Raw genomic sequence first — 17927 nt, 5'->3', positions numbered from 1 at the left:
GCTGGCGCATACGCCCCTTGCAGGACGGCTTTCTCCCACTCCGCTCCCGCACACCCCTTGCCCACCCCCTACCCGCGGTAATAGGAACCCGGGTAGAACTAGAACACGTACTAGTTCACTGGCCGCCCGCCCACGTCCGGCCGCCCGGACACCGCAGGCCCGCACCTGACGGGTCCGCCGCACCGGACCGTGGACGGGCCCGATGGCGGGCCCCCGCGGGGCCCGCGCCGCCCACGCGTTCCGCCCACCGGTTCCTTCCGCCGGTCGGTCCCCGGGCACCACCGGGAACGCCCGGGGACGCCCGCGGTGTTGAGGAGAGGACGAGTCATGGCCGCTGAACCCGTCATCGTCGAAGCAGTCCGCACCCCCGTCGGCAGGCGCGGCGGAGCCCTCGCCAACCTCCACCCCGCCTACCTCCTCGGCGAGACCTTCCGGGAGGTGCTCGCCCGCACCGGGATCCAGCCGGACGCGGTGGAGCAGATCGTCAGCGGCACCGTCACCCACGCCGGGGAGCAGGCGATGAACCCCGCGCGCACCGCCTGGCTCGCCGTCGGCCTGCCCTACGAGACGCCCGCGACCACCGTGGACTGCCAGTGCGGCTCCTCCCAGCAGGCCAACCACATGGTGGCCAACATGGTCGCCGCGGGCGTCATCGACATCGGCATCGGCTGCGGGGTCGAGTCGATGTCCCGGGTCCCGCTCGGCAGCGGCTCCAAGCACGGCCCGGGGCGGCCCTGGCCGGACGAGTGGAACGTGGACCTGCCCAACCAGTTCGAGGCCGCGGAGCGCATCGCCCGCAGGCGGGGCCTGACCCGCGCCGACGTGGACGCGCTCGGCCTGCTCTCGCAGCGGCGGGCCGCGCGGGCCTGGGCCGAGGAGCGGTTCAAGCGCGAGACGTTCGCCGTGCAGGTGCCCACCACCGAGGAGGAGCAGCGCGCCGGGCAGGGCATGTGGCGCCTGGTGGACCGGGACGAGGGGCTGCGCGACACCTGCGCCGAGGCCCTGGCCGGGCTCAAGCCCATCATGCCCACGGCCGTGCACACCGCGGGCAACTCCTCCCAGATCTCCGACGGGGCCGCCGCCGTGATGTGGGCGTCCCGCCGGATGGCCCGCGCGCTGCGGCTGCGGCCCCGCGCCAGGATCGTCGCGCAGTCCGTGGTCGGCGCCGACCCGCACTACCACCTGGACGGGCCGGTGGACGCCACCCGGGCGGTGCTGGGCCGGGCCGGGATGACCCTCGGCGACATCGACGTGGTGGAGGTCAACGAGGCGTTCGCCTCGGTGGTGCTGTCCTGGGCCCGGGTGTTCGACCAGGACCTGGAGAAGGTCAACGTCAACGGCGGCGCCATCGCGCTGGGCCACCCGGTGGGCGCGACGGGCGCCCGGCTGATCACCACCGCCCTGCACGAACTGGAGCGCGCCGACAAGGAGTTCGCCCTGGTCACCATGTGCGCCGGCGGCGCCCTGGCCACGGCGACGATCCTCCAGCGGCTGTGACCGCGCGCCGGTGACCCCGGCGGGCGGCCGCCCCCGCACCGGGGGCGCCGCCCGCCGCGGTCACCGCCCCGGGTCCGGCTCCTCGAAGCGGACGGGTGCCTCGAACGCCGCGCGGCGGGCGGTGCGGCGCAGGGCGTGCAGCAGCGGCGGGCCCAGGGCGAAGGTGAGCACCGTGGTCAGGACCGCCCGGGGGATGTCCCAGCCCAGGGACGTGGCCAGGCAGTACGCCGCGAAGCGGGGGAGGTTCTCCCACAGCGGGTCCCCGGGGTGGAAGGACACCGAGCTGCTCATCCCGGCCAGGTACGGCCAGCCCTGGAGGTTCATCACCGTGCCGTACCCGAGGGACGCCACCGCCCCGTACCCGGCGAGCATCGCCACCTCCGCCCTGCCCCGCAGCGTCTCCGGGCGGGGCAGCAGGCCCGCGCCCGTGGCGACCCAGCCCATGCCGAGCATCTGGAACGGCAGCCACGGCCCCACCCCGCCCGTGAGCAGCGCGGACGCGAACATCGACACCGCGCCGAGGACGAACCCGAAGCCGGGGCCCAGCGCCCGCCCGGACAGCACCAGCAGGAAGAACATCGGCTCGATGCCGCCGGTGCCCGCGCCGAGCGGCCGCAGCGCCGCGCCCACCCCCGCCAGCACCCCGAGCAGGGCCACCGCCTTGGCGTCCATGCCGCCCTCGGCGAGCTGCGCCACGACGACGGCGAGCAGCAGCGGCAGCAGCGCCGCGAACAGCCACGGCGCGTCGGCGGAGTGGGCGAGGCTGGAGCCGGGGTCGGCCAGCAGCGGCCACCCGAACGCGGCCACCCCGACGGCCGACACCAGGACCAGCGCGGCCACCGAGCGCGGCCCGAGCCGGACCGGGTCGGGACGGCGGGTCACGGTGTCGGCGCCCCGTCCAGCGCGGACCGCACCTGCCCGACCGTCAGCCACGGCAGCGGGTGCAGCACCTTGGCGACCTGCGGGGCGAACGCCGGGGAGGAGGTGACCACGTCCGCGGTCGGGCCGTCCGCCACCACCTCCCCCTCGGCGAGGATGACCACGCGGTGCGCCAGCTCGGCGGCCAGCTCCACGTCGTGGGTGGCCAGCACCGCCGCGTGGCCCTCGGCGGCCAGGCCCCGCAGCACCGCCACCAGGCGGGCCTTGGCGGCGTAGTCCAGGCCGCGGGTCGGCTCGTCGAGCAGCAGCAGCGGGGGCCGGGCGGTCAGCACCACGGCCAGGGCCAGGGTGAGGCGCTGCCCCTCGGACAGGTCGCGCGGGTGGGTGGCGTCGGGCACACCGGGCAGCAGCTCCTCCACCAGGGCGCGGCAGGTGCCGGGCGGGGCGCCCGCGTCGGCGTCGGCCGCGGCGCACTCGGCGGCCACCGTGGTCGCGTACAGCAGGTCGCGCGGCTCCTGCGGGACCAGGGCGACGTGCCGCAGCAGCTCCCGCGGCCCGGTCCGGTGCGGCGCCAGGCCGCCGACGTCCACGGTGCCCGAGGCGGGCCGGTGCAGCCCGACGAGGGAGCCGAGCAGGGTGGACTTGCCCGCGCCGTTGCGGCCCATGAGGGCGACGGTCTCCCCCGGGGACACCGTCAGCGACACCCCGCGCAGCGCCGGGACGCCGTCGCGGTGGACGGCGAGCCCCGCCACGGCGGCCACCGGGGGGCCCGGGCGCGGCGCGCACCCGGACGGGGGCGGGGTGCTCCCGGCGAGGCGGGCCCGCAGCGGCGCGGCCCTGCGGCGGGCGTCGCGCACGGAAAGCGGCGGCGGCGCCCACCCGGCGGCGCGGGCCAGGGCGACCACCGGCGGGTGCACCGGGGAGTCGGCCATGACCTCCTGCGGCGCCCCGGCGACCGGCGGCCGCCCCCCGCCGGGCAGCGAGATCACCGAGTCCGCGTACTGCACGACCCGCTCCAGGCGGTGCTCGGCCAGCAGCACGGTGGTGCCCAGGTCGTGCACCAGCCGCTGGAGCACGGCGAGCACCTCCTCGGCGGCGGCCGGGTCGAGCGCGGAGGTGGGCTCGTCCAGGACCAGCACCCTCGGGTGCGGGGTGAGCACGGAGCCGATCGCCACGCGCTGCCGCTGCCCGCCGGAGAGGGTGGCCAGGGGCCGGTCCCGCAGCTCGGCCAGGCCCAGCAGGTCCAGCGTCTCCTCGACGCGGCGGCGCATGGTGGCGGGCGCGACGCCCAGGGACTCCATGCCGTAGGCGAGCTCCTCCTCGACGGTGTCGGTGACGAAGTGGGCCAGCGGGTCCTGGCCGACCGTGCCCACCACGTCCGCCAGCTCGCGGGGGCGGTGGGTGCGGGTGTCCCGGCCGTCCACGGTGACCCGGCCGCGCAGGGTCCCGCCGGTGAAGTGCGGCACCAGCCCGCTGACCGCGCCCAGCAGGGTGGACTTGCCCGACCCCGAGGGGCCGACCAGCAGGCACAGCTCGCCCTCGGGCACGGTCAGGTCCACCCCGGCCAGGGCGGGGGCGGCGGCGTCCGGGTAGGTCACGGTGACGTCGTCGAAGCGGATCATGGTGCGCGGTCCTCGGGGTCGGCGGTCTGCACGGCGGCGTCCTCCCGGCGGGCCGGGGCCGCGCGGGCCCGCCTCCCCGGGGCGGGGGCGGCCACGGCCGGGAGCAGCCCGAGCAGTACGGCGGCGGCGGGCAGCAGCGGCAGGGCGGGCACCGCGGCGGGCACGGTCTGGGGGTGCAGCGAGCCGGGGGAGCGGGCCCCGGACCAGATCAGCAGCGCGGCCACGGCCGCCCCCGAGCAGGCCACCAGCCACTCCCGGCCGCCCCACGGGTCGGGGCGGTAGCGGGTGCGCACGGCCCGCCGCCCGCCGAGCGCCAGGCCCGCTCCCGCGGCGGCCGTGCCGAGCGCCAGCGCCGGCAGGCCGAACGGGCCGCCGCGGTCGGCCAGCAGCGCGTAGGTGCCCAGGCACACCCCGAGCAGCCCGCCCAGGGTGAGCGCCGAGGTGGTGTGCCGCACCGCGCGGGGCACCTGCGCGGTGCGGCCGTAGCCGCGGGCGTCCATGGCGGCGGCCAGCGCGACGGAGCGCTCCAGGGCGCTCTCCACCACCGGCAGCGCCACCTCGAGCACCGAGCGCAGGCCCCGGTCCGCCCGCCCGCGCAGCCTGCGCGCGGCCCGCAGCCGGCGCGCGTCGGCCACCAGGTGCGGCGCGAACGTGGTGGCCACCACCACGGCGACCCCGGCCTCGTACAGCGCGCCGGGCAGCGACTTCAGCAGCCGGGCCGGGTTGGCCAGCGCGTTGGCGGCGCCCACGCACACCAGCAGCACGGCCAGCTTCATCCCCTCGTACAGCGCGAACAGCACGCCCTCCGCGGTGACCCGCCCGCCGAGCCGCACCCCCTGCGCCCAGTGGGGCAGCGGCGCCTCGGGCAGCGTGAACAGGGTGGTGGTGCCCGGCACGGGCGAGCCGAGCAGGGTCGCGAACACCAGCCGGATCGCCATCACGACCAGGCCGAGCCGCAGGTAGGCGGCGTAGGAGCGGGCCCAGGGCGCGTCGGTGGCGCGCGCCGCCACCACGTACCCGGCGACGGCGGCGATCAGGAGCAGCAGCAGCGGGTTGGTGGTGCGGGACGCGGCGGTGGCCAGGCCCAGGGCCCACAGCCACCAGGCCCCGGCGTGCAGGGCGTTCGGTCGGGACATGGCCCGGCTACCGCCGGCGGCGGCGCGCGTGCCAGGCGGCGGCGATCAGCACGGCCACGGCGGCCAGCCCGCCGAACGCGGGCACGGACGGGCCGCCGCCGTCCCCGCCGCCGTCCCCGCCGTCGGCACGGCCGCCGTCCCGCTCCCCGGCCCCGCCCCGCGCGCGGGGCTCCTCGCGCCCGGACACGGCCTCGCCGCAGCCCGCCTCCGGGTAGCCGTCGATGGCGCACAGCAGCAGCCGGCTGTCGTAGCGCAGCGGCCCGGCGACCGCGGCGAGCGCGTCGGCGGAGCTGGCGTCCCGGTCCACCCGGGCGCACACGGTGCGCGTCCGCGGGGGCCGCTCGCCGTCCGGGGCGTCGCCCGCGGTGCCGAAGTCCAGGAGCAGCGCCACCCGCTTCTTTCCGCCCCCGGCCGGGGTGGCGCCGCACACGTCGGCGAAGCCGGCGGTGCCGCGCGGGCGGGTGGCACCGGCGGCGCCGTCCTCGCTGACCGCGAACCGCCAGCCCTCCACGTCCCCGTCGCGGGGCCGGACGGTGGCGGGCCCCTGCTGCGCGTACGTCCAGGCGCCGTCCTGCCAGCGCCAGTACGACCAGTACCGGTACCCGGTCGCGTGGGCGGGCGGCGCGGCGGCGAACGGGGCGAGGAGCAGGGCCGCCGCGAGCGCCGCCGCGGCGCCGCGGCACGGTGCGGGCATCAGTCCTGCTTCTTCCGGATGACGATGAGGTAGCCGATGCCGACGCCGATGAGCAGGCCGACGCCGACGGTCAGCCACAGGCTCAGGCCGTCCTCGTCGTCCTTGTCGTCCTTGTCGTCCTTCTCCGCCTTCCGCTGCTTGTCGTCCTTCGCCGCGCCGCTGTCGCCGGCGGGCTCGGGGCCCAGGTTGACGAGCTGGGTCACCAGGTCGGCGCCGCGGAAGTTCCGGGGGTCGGCGGCGGTGGCCTTGGACAGCAGGATCAGCTTGGCCAGGGCGGCGGGCTGGCCCTTGGACCACTCGGCGGAGTTGCGCTGCAACCACGCGAGGACGTTGTCGGCGGGGCCGGTGTACCCGTTGGCGGCCAGCGCCAGGCCGATGTCCGCGGTGGTGCCGAGGTCGGGGCCCATGGCCTTCTGCGGGGCGTCCACGTGCCAGTCGTTCTTGCTCAGCCGGGGCACCAGGCTCCACAGGGCGAGGCGCGCGGACTCCTCGGGGGACAGCTCGGGCGTCCTGCCGCCGGAGCACTTCATGGTCCGGGGCCCGTTCTCGTGCTGGGCCGCCTCGGCCATCAGCACCGGCAGGCCCTTGCCGACCATGGCCAGGGCGGCGGCGGCCGTGGCGCTGTCGTTGCGGTGCAGCTCGCCCTTCTTGTCCGGCTGGTAGGCGAACGTGCCCCGGTCGTTCTCCGGCGCGTCGCAGCCCAGTCGGAGGGACGCCAGCGCGTCGTACGGGCTCTTGCCGCCCTTGGCGGCCTTCGCCGGGTCCTGCTTCGCCGCGGCGAAGGCGCCGACGACCAGGGAGGTGGAGTTGGCGTCGGTGGTGCCCTCGGGGTTGAACGACCAGCCGCCGTCGTCGTGCTGCACCTTCCGCAGCCAGTCCGTGGCCTTCTTCACCTCGGCGTCGTGGCCGCCCAGCGCGGCGAGGGCCTGCACGGCCAGCGCGGTGGCGTTGGTGTCCTCGGTCTTCGGGTCGCACGGCGCGCCGGTGTCGGCGCGGTACGCGGGGAAGCCGCCGTCCGCGCACTGCTGGCCCACCAGCCAGCGCACCGCGCCGCTCGCCGGGCGCACCTCCACGGTGTCCAGCGCCAGCAGGGCCAGCGACTGCCGCCACACCCCGTCGAACGTCGGGTCGCCCTGCCCGTACAGCGCCGCGGGCAGCGGGGCGGAGGGGGACGGCGAGGGCGCGGCGAGCGCGGCGGGAGCGGCGGCGCCCACGGCGAGCGCGGCGGCGGTGAGGGCGGCGGCGCTGCGCGCGACGCGGCTCCGGAGCGGGAGGGACATGCGGGCGTCGTTGCCTTTCTGCGTTCGGTGGATCGTCTCCCGAGCACCGGGCCCGGCCGGCCGTCACTCTACTTCGTGGCCCGCCGGGCGGCGCACGAGGACGTCCGGCGGACCGCGCACGAGGACGTCCGGCGGGCGGCGGGACCGGGCCTACCGCGCCCGCCAGCGGGGCGGTTCCGCGTCCGGCACCGGCTCGGCCAGGTCCGTCTTCTCCAGGCGGCGCAGGTGCGAGGCCACCTCGGACACCGCGATGTTCCGGGACTGCGCCGAAAGCCGCGCCCACGGGCGGTTCCACTCCACGGCCTCGGCCAGCTCCCACAGGGTGCGGGGCCGCTCGGCCAGCAGTCGGTGCAGCGCGGCCAGGCGGGCGGCGTGGTGGCCGAGCAGCTCGCGCACCCGCCCCGCGGCGTCGGCGAACGGGTGCTCGTGCGCGGGCAGCACCCGCGCGGGCGCGAGCCGGGCGACCCGCTCCAGGGCGTCCAGGTAGTCGCCGAGGGGATCGGCGACGGTGCCCTCGTCCGGGTCCTCGTACAGCCCGATGTGCGGGGAGATGCGGGGCAGCAGGTGGTCGCCGGAGAACAGGGTGGGCGGCAGGCCCTCCTCCTCCAGGTGCAGGCAGACGTGGCCCGGGGTGTGGCCCGGCGTCCACACCGCCCGCAGTCGCCGCCCCGGCAGGTCCAGCAGCTCGCCGGGCACGATCTCCCGGTCCGGCGGCGCCGGGTCCATGCCGGGCAGGGCCGCGGCGGGGCCCGCGTCGCGGGCGGCCCGCAGCACGGCCAGGTGCTCCTCGGGCGCGCCCGCCTCGGCGAGCCGGTCCAGGACGTAGCCGTACCAGGCGGTGGCGGGCGCTCCGCGGGTGCGCCGCACCACGGCGGCGTCCGCGGCGTGCATGGCGATCCACGCGCCGGAGACCTCCCGCACCCTGCCGGACAGGCCGTGGTGGTCGGGGTGGTGGTGGGTCAGCAGCACGCCGTGGACGTCGGCGAGGCTCGCCCCGGCCTCGGCGACGCCGCGCTCCAGCGCCCCGAACGACGCCGGGTCGTCCCACCCGGTGTCGATCAGGACCGGGCCGCGGCCGGTCTCCAGCAGGTACACCAGGGTGTGCCCGAGGGGGTTGTCCGGGATGGGCACCGGGATGCCCCACACCCCGCCGCCGTGGTCGGTCACTCGCACCTGACGCCCCCTTCGCCGCCGCCCGAGTCGATGATAGAGCGGCGGTGATAGAACGTGTTCCACTTCGTGGAACCCCGGTCGGCGGCGGAGTCCCGGGTGCGCCCCCGGGTCCCGCCGAAGGCCGAATTCCCGGCCTGTGACGGGCGGTGGCCGCTTCCCGCTCCTCCGGGGAAAGGTGGCCCCTCGCCGTCATTGCTCCCTGAAACTGGAACTGGTATCAGTCCTGGAGAGCGCCGGGCCCGAAGTCCACGCCCCCAGGAGGCATGCGATGACCGATGTGCTGGAGCACGGCCAGTTGTTCATCGGCGGCGCGTTCACCGATCCGGTGGGCGACGCCGCCATCGAGGTGGTCTCCCCGCACTCGGAGCAGGTCATCGGCCGGGTGCCGCACGCCTCGCGGGAGGACGTGGACCGCGCGGTCGCCGCGGCCCGCCGGGCGTTCGACTCCGGGCCGTGGCCCCATCTGCCGCTGGAGGAGCGGATCGCGGTCGTCACCCGCATCAAGGACGCGTTCGCGCTGCGGCACGAGGAGATCGCCCGGCTGATCAGCATGCAGAACGGCTCCCCCTACTCCTGGGGCGTGCTCGCCCAGGGGCTCGGCGCGCTGCTGGTGTGGGACACCGCCATCGCCGTCGCCCGCGAGTGCCGCGAGGAGGAGCCGCGCGCCGGGGTGCTCGGGCCGCTGCTGGTGCGCCGGGAGCCGGTCGGCGTCGTGGCGGCCGTCGTGCCGTGGAACGTGCCCCAGTTCACCGCCGCGGCCAAGCTCGCGCCCGCCCTGCTCGCCGGGTGCGCGGTGGTGCTCAAGCCGTCGCCGGAGTCGCCGCTGGACTCCTACCCGCTGGCGGAGATCTGCGCCGAGGCCGGGCTGCCCGAGGGGGTGCTGAGCATCCTGCCCGCCGACCGTGAGGTCAGCGAGTACCTGGTGGGCCACCCCGGGGTGGACAAGGTCTCCTTCACCGGCTCGGTCGCCGCGGGCCGCCGGGTGATGGAGGTGGCGTCCCGCAACCTGACCCGGGTGGTGCTGGAGCTCGGCGGCAAGTCCGCCGCCGTGATCCTGCCCGACGCCGACCTGGACGCGGCCGTCGCCGGGATCGTGCCCAGCGCGTGGATGAACAACGGCCAGGCGTGCGTCGCCCAGACCCGGGTCCTCGCGCCGCGCTCCCGCTACGACGAGATCGCCGAGCGGCTCACCGCCGCCGCCTCCGCGCTGACCGTCGGCGACCCGCTGGACCCGGCCACCCAGGTGGGGCCGCTGGTCGCCGAGCGGCAGCAGCGGCGGTCGTTCGACTATGTGGCGCTGGGCCGCAAGGAGGGCGCGAAGGTGCTCACCGGCGGCGGGCGGCCCGAGGCGATGGCGCGCGGGTGGTACGTGGAGCCGACGCTGCTCGGGGAGGTGACGGCCGACATGCGGGTGGCCCGGGAGGAGATCTTCGGGCCCGTGGTGTGCCTGCTGCCCTACGGGGACGAGGAGGAGGCGGTGGCCATCGCCAACGACTCCGAGTACGGCCTCTCGGGCAGCGTGTGGACCTCCGACGTGGAGCGCGGCATCGCGGTCGCGCGGCGGGTGCGTACCGGGACCTACTGCGTGAACACCTTCAGCCTGGACATGCGGGGGCCTTTCGGCGGGTTCAAGCGGTCCGGGATCGGGCGGGAGTTCGGACTCGAGGGGTACTCGTCCTACCTGGAGTACAAAACCATTCATCTGCCCGCCGACCACACACCGGGAGGGACGGCCGATGGGTGACCGCTGGCGCGTCGAAGTGGACCACGCCCTGTGCATAGGCTCCGGTCTGTGCGCCGGCTCGCAGCCGGACTGGTTCCGCCTGGACTCCGCACACAAGTCCCACCCGGTCACGACCGAGACCGACGCGAACGAGGCCGTCCTGGGCGCCGCCGAGACCTGCCCCGTGGAAGCCATCCACCTGCGCATGGCCGACACCGGTGAGGTCGTCTTCCCTCCGGAGGACTGACCCCCGTCCGGGGCCGCCCCCTCCCCGGATTCCCATGCGAGGGCCCGCCACCCCCCCGGCGGGCCCTCGCCCACGCGTGCCCACGTCCCCGCGCGCGCCCCGCCCGCCGAGCCCGGGCCGCCGCGCATGTGCCCGCCCGCGCCCGCGCCACGTGCGCGTTCCCGCGCCCGTCCGCCCCCGCCTTCCTCCCCGGGCCGACGCGCCGAACCCGCGCCGAATGTCGAACTCCTGAGCGATGCCTGTGGTGTGATGTCACAGCCAACGCCCTTTTCTTTTCCTGTGCATTCCTCACAGGTCCTTCATTACATCCGTGACTGTTCCACCTCTTCGCCGGTGTGGAAATCTCATCACCGCCGGAAGCCCCGGACCCGGAGGTGGACCCCATGGACAAGCGGTACGAGGTCTTCGCACTGCTCGACCCCCAGTTCTACGAGACCCCGGACCGCCTCCCCGCCACCCCCGGGAACGCCGCCCGCCCCTTCGAGGCCGCCGAGCGTCCGCTGCCGGAGGGCTGGCGCACCAGCCGGGAGGGGGACTGGCTGGTCCTCAGCCCGCCGCGCCCGAACACCCCTGCCCAGGGCTGGAAGATCCATGTCTCGGCCTGCCTGGACAACGCCGAGAAGACCGCGGCCAAGGTGTGGGACTACTGCGTCCCCCGCGGACTGCCGTTCAAGTTCGTGCCGGACGCGCACCAGTTGTTCCTGCGCAACTCCAAGTACGCGGGCCGCGCGTCCAGCGGGAAGTTCGTCACCGTCTACCCGGCCGACGAGGAGGAGCTGCGCGCGGTGCTCCAGGACCTCGACGCCCTGCTCGGCGGCGAACCCGGCCCCTACATCCTCACCGACCTGCGCTACCACGAGGGCCCGCTGTACGTGAGGTACGGCGGCTTCGCCGAGCGCCACGTCATGGACGAGGAGACGGGCGAGCTGGTCACCGCGATCGAGGACGACCGCGGCCGCCTGGTCCCGGACCGCAGGGAGCCCGCCTTCCGCGTCCCGGAGTGGGTGACCCTGCCGGAGTTCCTCGCGCCGCACCTGGCGGCCCGCAACGCCACCACCGTCGCCGACCTGCCGTACCGCATCGAGGAGGCCCTGCACTTCTCCAACGGCGGCGGCGTCTACCTGGGCACCGACACCCGCACCGGGGAGAAGGTGGTGCTGAAGGAGGGCCGCCCGTACGCGGGCCTGGCCGCCGACGGCGCGGACGCGGTGGCCCGCCTGGAGCGGGAGCGGACCGCGCTGGAGCGGCTGGCCGGCCTGGACGTGGCGCCGGGGTTACGGGACTGGTTCACCCTGGGCGGGCACCGCTTCCTGGTGATGGACCACGTCGAGGGCCGCACCCTGAACTCGTTCTTCGCCGAGCGCCACCCGCTGCTCGCCCCGGACCCCGACCCCGACAGGCTCGCCGAGTACACCCGGTGGGCGCTGCGGATCCACGCCGCCGTCGAGGAGGCCGTCACCGCCGTGCACGAGCGCGGCGTGGTCTTCAACGACCTGCACATGTTCAACATCATGGTGCGGCCCGAGGAGTCCTGGGCGGACCGCGGCCCGGTGGCGCTGATCGACTTCGAGGCGGCCACCCCGGCCGGGCGGCCCTCCCGGCAGGTCGTCGCCCACCCCGGGTTCCTGGCGCCGCCGGACCGCGAGGGCTTCGCCGTGGACCGCTACGCGCTGGCCTGCCTGCGGCTCGCCCTGTTCGTGCCCATGACCTCCCTGCTGCCCGTGGACGCCCGCAAGGCCGCGCACCTGGCCGAGGTGGCGGCGGAGCAGTTCCCGGTGCCGCGCGGGTTCCTGGACGAGGCGGTGCGCGTCATCGCCGGAGAGGAGCCGCGCCGCCCCGGCAGCGCCCCGGCGTCCCCGGCCGCCACCGGGCCGGCCGCGCTGGCCCGCCTGGTCACCGACTGGCCGAGCGCCCGCGACTCCATGACCCGCGCCATCCTGGCCTCCGCCACCCCGGACCGCGACGACCGCCTGTTCCCCGGCGACATCGCCCAGTTCGCGGCCGGCGGCGGGCTCGGGATCGCGCACGGCGCCGCCGGTGTGCTGTACGCGCTGCACCGCACCGGCGCCGAGCGGTACGAGGAGGGCGAGCGGTGGCTGCTGCGGCACACCGACCCGCCGCCGCGCGGCACCCCGCTCGGCCTGTACGACGGGCTGCTCGGCGTCGCGTACGTGCTGGACCTGCTGGGCCACCGCGCCCGCGCCCTGGACCTGGTGGAGCGGGTGCTGGCGGAGCGCTGGTCCCGCCTGCCCGCCGACCTGCACGGCGGCCTCGCCGGAGCCGGGCTGGTGCTGCACCACCTGGCCCGCACCACGGGCGAGACCGCGCTCGCGGCGACCGCCCGCGCCATGGCCGGGCACGCCGTGGAGCGCCTGCGCGGCCAGGGCGAGGGACGCCGCCGCGCCGGGCTGCTGCACGGCGCCACCGGCCCGGCCCTGCTCCTGCTGCGCCTGTACGAGGACGGCGGCGACACGGAGCTGCTCGACCTGGCGGCGCAGGCCCTGCGGCGCGACCTGGACGCCTGCGTCACCGACCGCCGCGGCACCCTGATGGTCGACGAGGGCCCGCGCCTGATGCCGTACCTCGGCGCGGGCAGCGTCGGCATCGCCGCGGTGCTCGACGACCACCTCGCCCTGCGCCACGACGAGGACCTCGCGCGGGCCCGCGCCGCCATCGAACCCGCGGCGCACCTGCACTACTACGCCCAGCCCGGCCTGTTCAACGGCCGCGCCGGGATGGTGTGGCACCTGGCCCGCACCCCCGGCGGCGACCCCTCCCGACTGCGGCGGCAGACGGCCGCGATGGGCTGGTACGCCATGGACTTCCGAGGCCGTCTCGCCTTCCCCGGCGAGCAGATGATGCGTCTGTCGATGGACCTCGCCACCGGAACGGCGGGCTGCCTGCTGGCGCTCGGCGCCGCGGACCTGCCGTTCCTGCCGCCCCCCGGGCGGCCCAGAAGCCGGCCCTGATCTGTCACAGGGTCGTATGTGAAACAACCCGTCCCCACAAAGGGCACGACCGAAAGGAAACGACCATGACGCTTCTCGACCTCCAGAAGATGGAAACCCCGGCCACCGGTGGCGGCGGCGGCGACGAGAGCAGCGCCAGCCTGCTGCTGTGCGACAAGCACAGCTCGAACAGCGTGCTGCTCTGCCTGTGATGTCGGACCGCTGACAACGGTGCCCCGCGGACGGCCCGCCGGCCGGCCGCGGGGCACCCGCGCCGCGCGGGCCCCGGGCGGTGCCCTTCCCTGGGGGCGCCGCCCGGGGCGGCCGCGCGTCCGGCCGCCGCCGCGCGGGACCGCGCACCACCGCCCACCGCCGACGACCCCGCGGAGGCCCCCGTATGGCGACCCGTATGGCGACGCCCACCAAGGACGCCCCCGACCGGCGGTCCGCCGACCGGCTGCTGGCCCGCACCACCCGGCACGGCGCCGTCCCGGTGGCCGTCCTCGCCCTGGTCGGCACCGCCTCCACGGCCGCGGGCCTGGCCCTGCCCGCCGCGCTCGGCCTGGCCGTGGACGCGCTGCTCGCCGGGGAGAGCGCCGCCGGCCGGGTGGGCGTCTGCGCCGCGCTGACCTGCGCGCTGGTGCTGCTGGACGCCGTGGACGGCCTGCTGACCGGCACCACCACCGCCCGCGGCACCGCCTGGCTGCGCCGCCGACTGCTCGGCCACGTCCTGGCCGCGGGCCCCCGCGCCGCCGCCCGGTTCACCCCCGGTGACCTGATCACCCGGCTCGTCGGCAACGCCGCGCACGCGGGCGCCGCGCCCACCGCCGTGGCCGCGCTGCCGTCCGCGGTGGCCGCGCCCGTCGGCGGCCTGGTCGCGCTGGCGCTGATCGACCCGTGGCTGGCCGTGGTGTTCCTCGCCGGGACGCCGCTGCTGGCCGCGCTGCTGCGCGGCTTCGCCCGGCAGTCCTCCGACAGCGTCGCCCGCTACCAGCGCGCCCAGGGCGACATCGCGGGCCGCCTGGTGGAGGCGCTCGGCGGCGCCCGCACCGTCGCCGCCGCGGGCACCGAGGCCCGCGAGCGCGACCGGGTGCTCGCGCCGCTGCCCGAGCTGACCCGCCAGGGCCACCGCATGTGGCGGGTGCAGGGCCGCGCCACCGCGCAGGCCGCGGCGCTGGTGCCGCTGCTCCAGATCGCGGTGCTCGCCGTCGGCGGCGTGCGCCTGGCCGAGGGGCACCTCACCGCGGGCGGGCTGCTCGCCGCGTCCCGGTACGCCGTGTACGCCACCGGCATCGGCGTCCTGGTGGGATACGTCAACGCGCTGGTCCGCGCCCGCACCGCGGCCCGCCGCCTGACCGGGGTCACCGGGCTGCCCGCCCCCGCCGAGGGCACCCGCGCGCTGCCGCCCGACGGCCCCGGCACCCTGCGCCTGAGCGGCGTCACCGTCTCCCGCGACGGCACCCCGGTCCTGGACGGCCTCGACCTGACGGTGCCCGGCGGCACCTGCCTGGCCGTGGTCGGCCGCTCCGGCGCGGGCAAGTCGCTGCTGGCCGCCGTCGCCGGGCACCTGGCCGAGCCCGACGCGGGCCGGGTGCTGCTCGACGGGGTGCCGCTGGACGAGCTCTCCCGCGAGGAGCTGCGGCGCGAGGTCGGCTACGCGTTCGAGCGGCCGGTGCTGATCGGGGAGACCGTCGGCGACGCCGTCGCGTTCGGGGCGTTCACCCCCGCACCGGCCCGGGTGGCCGACGCGGCGCGGGCCGCGTGCGCGGACGGCTTCGTGGCGCTGCTGCCCGACGGGTGGGCCACCCGGCGCGCGGACGCCCCCATGTCCGGCGGCGAGGTGCAGCGGCTGGGCCTGGCGCGGGCGTTCGCGCACGCGGGTCGGCTGCTGGTGCTGGACGACGCCACCTCCAGCCTGGACACCGTCACCGAGCTGAAGGTCGGCGAGGCGCTGGTCCGCGACGTGCGGGCGCGCACCCGGCTGATCGTCGCGCACCGGGCGTCCACGGCCGCGCGGGCGGACGCGGTGGCGTGGCTGGACGGGGGCCGGGTGGTGGCGGTGGACCGGCACGAGCGGCTGTGGCGGCGCCCGGAGTACCGGGCGGTGTTCACGGCGGAGGACGAGCCGGACGGGGACGAGCCGGATGGGGCCGGGCCGGGCGGGGACGAGGCCCGTGCGGCGGGCCCACCGGGGGAGGGGCCGCGCGGGGAGCGGCCCGGCGGTGCGGAGGCCGGTGATGGCTGAGCCCGCCTCCCCCACCCGGGCCCTGTGGCCGTACGGGCGCGCCTTCCTGGGGCGGCACCGGCGGGCGGTGGCCGCGCTCGCCGGGTGGTCGGTGCTGGAGGCGGGGCAGACCTTCCTGCTCGGCTTCGCCCTGGCCAGGTCGCTCGACCAGGGGTTCCTCGCCGGGCGGCGGGGCACCGGGCTCGCCTGGCTCGGCGTGGCCGCGCTGGCCGTGCTCGTGGGCGCCTGGGGCACCGGCCGGGTGTACCGGGCGGTGGCGGCGCTCACCGAGCCGCTGCGCGACGCCCTGGTGCGGCGGGTGGTGGACGGCGGGCTGCGCCGGGCGGTGCGCGAGCCGCACCGGGCGGACGCCGCTGTGGTGTCCCGGCTCACCCACCAGGTGGAGATCGCCCGGGACACCTTCGCCGGCGTGGTGATGGTGCTGCGGTCCTTCGTGTTCGTCGCCGCGGGCGCGCTGGCCGGGCTCGCCGCGCTGGCGCCGGTGCTGCTCGTGGTGGTGCTGCCGCCGCTGGTCGCGGGCATCGCGCTGTTCCTGGCCACGCTGCGGCCCATGGCCCGCCGCCAGCGGGACTTCCTCGTCGCCGACGAGGAGCTGGCGCGGGAGCTGGGCACGGTCGCCGAGGGGCTGCGGGACATCGCGGCGTGCGGGGCGGAGCGCCGGATCGCGGACGGCGCGGGGGCGCGGATCGCCGCGGAGGAGCGGGCGGCGAGGTCGCTGGCCCGGTGGAGCGTGCTGCGCGCCGTGGCCCTGGGCGTCGGCGGGCGGCTGCCCGCGGTGCTCCTGCTGGTCGCCGCGCCGTGGCTGCTGGACCGCGGGGTGAGCGCGGGCGCCCTGGTCGGGGCGCTGGCGTATGTCACGCAGTCGCTGCTGCCCGCGTTGCAGAGCCTGATCGGCGGCCTGGGCACGGCGGGGGCGCGGCTGGCCGTGGTGCTGTGGCACCTGATGGGCGACGAGCCGGACGCCCGGGACACCGGCGGACGGGGGCACCCGCCGCCCGCCCCGCCGCCGCCCGCCCCGCCGCGGCCCGCGCCCGCGCCGCCCGCGCCGTCCGCCGCGCCCGCGGTCGAGCTGCGCGGCGTCACCTTCGGCTACGGCGGGCGGGCCCGCCCGGTGGTGCGGGACCTGGACCTGGCGGTGGCGCCCGGCGAGCACCTGGCGGTGGTCGGGCCGAGCGGCATCGGCAAGTCCACCCTGGCCGGGCTGGCCGCGGGGCTGCTGGCGCCGGACCGGGGCGAGGTGCGCCTGGCCGGGGTGCCGGTGCGGGGGCGCGGGCCCGCGGAGCTGGCCGGGCTGCGGGTGCTGATCCCGCAGCAGGCCCATGTGTTCACCGGCACCGTCCGGGAGAACCTGCTCTACCACCGCCCGGACGGGGCGCCGGACGGCGAGCTGGACGACGCCGTGGCCGCGACCGGCCTCGGCCCGCTGGTGCGGCGGCTCGGCGGCCTGGACGCGGCGCTGGACCCGGCGGCGCTGTCCGCGGGGGAGCGGCAGTTGGTGGCGCTGACCCGGGCGCTGCTGGCGCCCGCGCCACTGGTGCTGCTGGACGAGGCCACCTGCCACCTGGACCCGGCCGCCGAGGCCCGCGCGGAGCTGGCCTTCGCCCGCCGGCCGGGGGCGCTGGTGGTGGTGGCGCACCGGATCACCTCGGCGCGGCGGGCGGACCGGGTGCTGGTCATGGACGGCGCGGACGCGGTGTGCGGCACCCACCGGGAGCTGCTGGCCCGCTCCGCCCTGTACCGCGACCTGGTGGGGCGCTGGGGGCGGCCCGACGGCTCACAGCCAGCCGGCCCCGCGGGATATTCGTATCGCGTCGACCCGGTTGCGGGCGCCGGTCTTGCGGGTGATCGCGGACATGTAGTTGCGCACGGTGCCGCTGGACAGGTGCAGGCTGCTGGCGATCTCGGAGACGGAGGCGCCCTCGGCGGCGAGCGACAGCACGTTCAGCTCGCGGGGCGTCAGCGGCATCTCGGCGGCCTGGAGGAAGTCGAAGGACAAGGTGGTGTCCACGAAGCGCCGGCCCTGCGCGACGTGCCGGATCGCCCGTAACAGGTGGTGCGGCGGCGCGTCCTTGTTGACGTAGCCGAGCGCCTTGCAGCGCGTCGCCTGCCGCAGCAGCCCCGGCTTGCCGGGGGGAGCGAGCACCACCAGGGCGGGCCCGTCGCCGTCCTCGGCGGCCGGGGCCTCGCACCAGGCGACGCCCGTGCGGGCCCGGGAACCGCCCCCAACGGCACCCGCCGCGGTCCGGGCGTCGTGCGTCCGGTCCCGCGGCGGGCGGCCGCCGCACTGGGCGGCCAGGGACAGCAGGGGCGGGGTGACGGCGGCCTCCTGGGCGCAGGGCGAGTCCGCGTCGACCACGCACACGTCGGGTCTGACTCGTCTGACCCGCTGCGGGGCCTCCTCCCACGAGGCCGTGGCCACTTCTATGTCCCCCTCCCGTTCGAGCAGCGCCGCCAGAGCCGTGCGCATCAGTCTGGTGTCCAGC

General features: G+C 77.2%; 13 protein-coding genes and 1 pseudogene. 7 read left to right on the top strand and 7 right to left on the bottom strand.

What is annotated here, in order from left to right; translation table 11 throughout:
• Nucleotides 1-327 precede the first annotated feature (327 nt).
• Nucleotides 328-1497: a steroid 3-ketoacyl-CoA thiolase gene (locus tag ACYVO2_RS18000; protein WP_461008865.1), complete on the top strand. Its 1170-nt coding sequence runs from the start codon at nt 328-330 to the stop codon at nt 1495-1497.
• Between the two features lie 60 nt (nt 1498-1557).
• On the opposite strand, the gene ACYVO2_RS17995 is transcribed toward ACYVO2_RS18000, so the two are convergent.
• From ACYVO2_RS17995 to ACYVO2_RS17970, 6 genes are all read right to left on the bottom strand, one after another.
• Nucleotides 1558-2379, bottom strand: a complete 822-nt coding sequence (locus ACYVO2_RS17995) for an ECF transporter S component (RefSeq protein ID WP_461008864.1) — start codon at nt 2377-2379, stop codon at nt 1558-1560.
• Nucleotides 2376-3998, bottom strand: a complete 1623-nt coding sequence (locus ACYVO2_RS17990; RefSeq protein WP_461008863.1) for an ABC transporter ATP-binding protein — start codon at nt 3996-3998, stop codon at nt 2376-2378. Before ACYVO2_RS17990 ends, ACYVO2_RS17995 begins: the two co-directional genes overlap by 4 nt.
• Nucleotides 3995-5134 (bottom strand): CbiQ family ECF transporter T component, encoded by a 1140-nt coding sequence (locus ACYVO2_RS17985; protein WP_461008862.1) that lies wholly within the window; start codon nt 5132-5134, stop codon nt 3995-3997. The genes ACYVO2_RS17990 and ACYVO2_RS17985 overlap by 4 nt, the downstream gene beginning before the upstream one ends.
• Nucleotides 5135-5141: 7 nt before the next feature.
• A complete protein-coding gene (locus ACYVO2_RS17980; protein ID WP_461008861.1) occupies nt 5142-5828 on the bottom strand; it encodes an SCO2322 family protein in 687 nt (228 codons plus the stop codon).
• Nucleotides 5828-7108: a prenyltransferase/squalene oxidase repeat-containing protein gene (locus tag ACYVO2_RS17975; RefSeq protein ID WP_461008860.1), complete on the bottom strand. Its 1281-nt coding sequence runs from the start codon at nt 7106-7108 to the stop codon at nt 5828-5830. Before ACYVO2_RS17975 ends, ACYVO2_RS17980 begins: the two co-directional genes overlap by 1 nt.
• A gap of 150 nt (nt 7109-7258) precedes the next feature.
• Nucleotides 7259-8281 (bottom strand): MBL fold metallo-hydrolase, encoded by a 1023-nt coding sequence (locus ACYVO2_RS17970; protein WP_461008859.1) that lies wholly within the window; start codon nt 8279-8281, stop codon nt 7259-7261.
• 268 nt (nt 8282-8549) lie between these two features.
• Here ACYVO2_RS17970 and ACYVO2_RS17965 point away from each other — a divergent pair, with 268 nt between their 5' ends.
• The 6 genes and pseudogenes from ACYVO2_RS17965 to ACYVO2_RS17940 all read left to right on the top strand — a co-directional run.
• A complete protein-coding gene (locus tag ACYVO2_RS17965) occupies nt 8550-10025 on the top strand; it encodes an aldehyde dehydrogenase (RefSeq protein WP_461008858.1) in 1476 nt (491 codons plus the stop codon).
• Entirely contained in the window at nt 10018-10251 is a 234-nt protein-coding gene (locus tag ACYVO2_RS17960) for a ferredoxin (protein ID WP_461008857.1), read from the top strand. Before ACYVO2_RS17965 ends, ACYVO2_RS17960 begins: the two co-directional genes overlap by 8 nt.
• Before the next feature lie 383 nt (nt 10252-10634).
• Complete coding sequence (lanKC, locus tag ACYVO2_RS17955) at nt 10635-13220, top strand: class III lanthionine synthetase LanKC (protein WP_461008856.1); 2586 nt, start codon at nt 10635-10637, stop codon at nt 13218-13220.
• A gap of 65 nt (nt 13221-13285) precedes the next feature.
• Nucleotides 13286-13411 (top strand): SapB/AmfS family lanthipeptide, encoded by a 126-nt coding sequence (locus ACYVO2_RS17950; protein WP_461008855.1) that lies wholly within the window; start codon nt 13286-13288, stop codon nt 13409-13411.
• Between the two features lie 197 nt (nt 13412-13608).
• On the top strand, nt 13609-15444 hold the full coding sequence (locus tag ACYVO2_RS17945) for an ABC transporter ATP-binding protein (RefSeq protein ID WP_461008854.1): 1836 nt from the start codon (nt 13609-13611) through the stop codon (nt 15442-15444).
• Nucleotides 15344-16939 (top strand): annotated as a pseudogene (locus tag ACYVO2_RS17940) (ATP-binding cassette domain-containing protein); the annotation flags it as partial. The gene ACYVO2_RS17945 and the pseudogene ACYVO2_RS17940, both read left to right, overlap by 101 nt.
• Before the next feature lie 279 nt (nt 16940-17218).
• Here the strand turns inward: ACYVO2_RS17940 and ACYVO2_RS17935 are convergent.
• Nucleotides 17219-17911 (bottom strand): helix-turn-helix transcriptional regulator, encoded by a 693-nt coding sequence (locus ACYVO2_RS17935; protein WP_461008853.1) that lies wholly within the window; start codon nt 17909-17911, stop codon nt 17219-17221.
• Between the last annotated feature and the right edge of the window lie 16 nt (nt 17912-17927).

The sequence above is a fragment of the Streptomyces capparidis genome (genome assembly GCF_054782095.1).
Note: the sequence above shows the minus strand (reverse complement) of the source record. Positions and strands in the feature narration are given on the sequence as shown.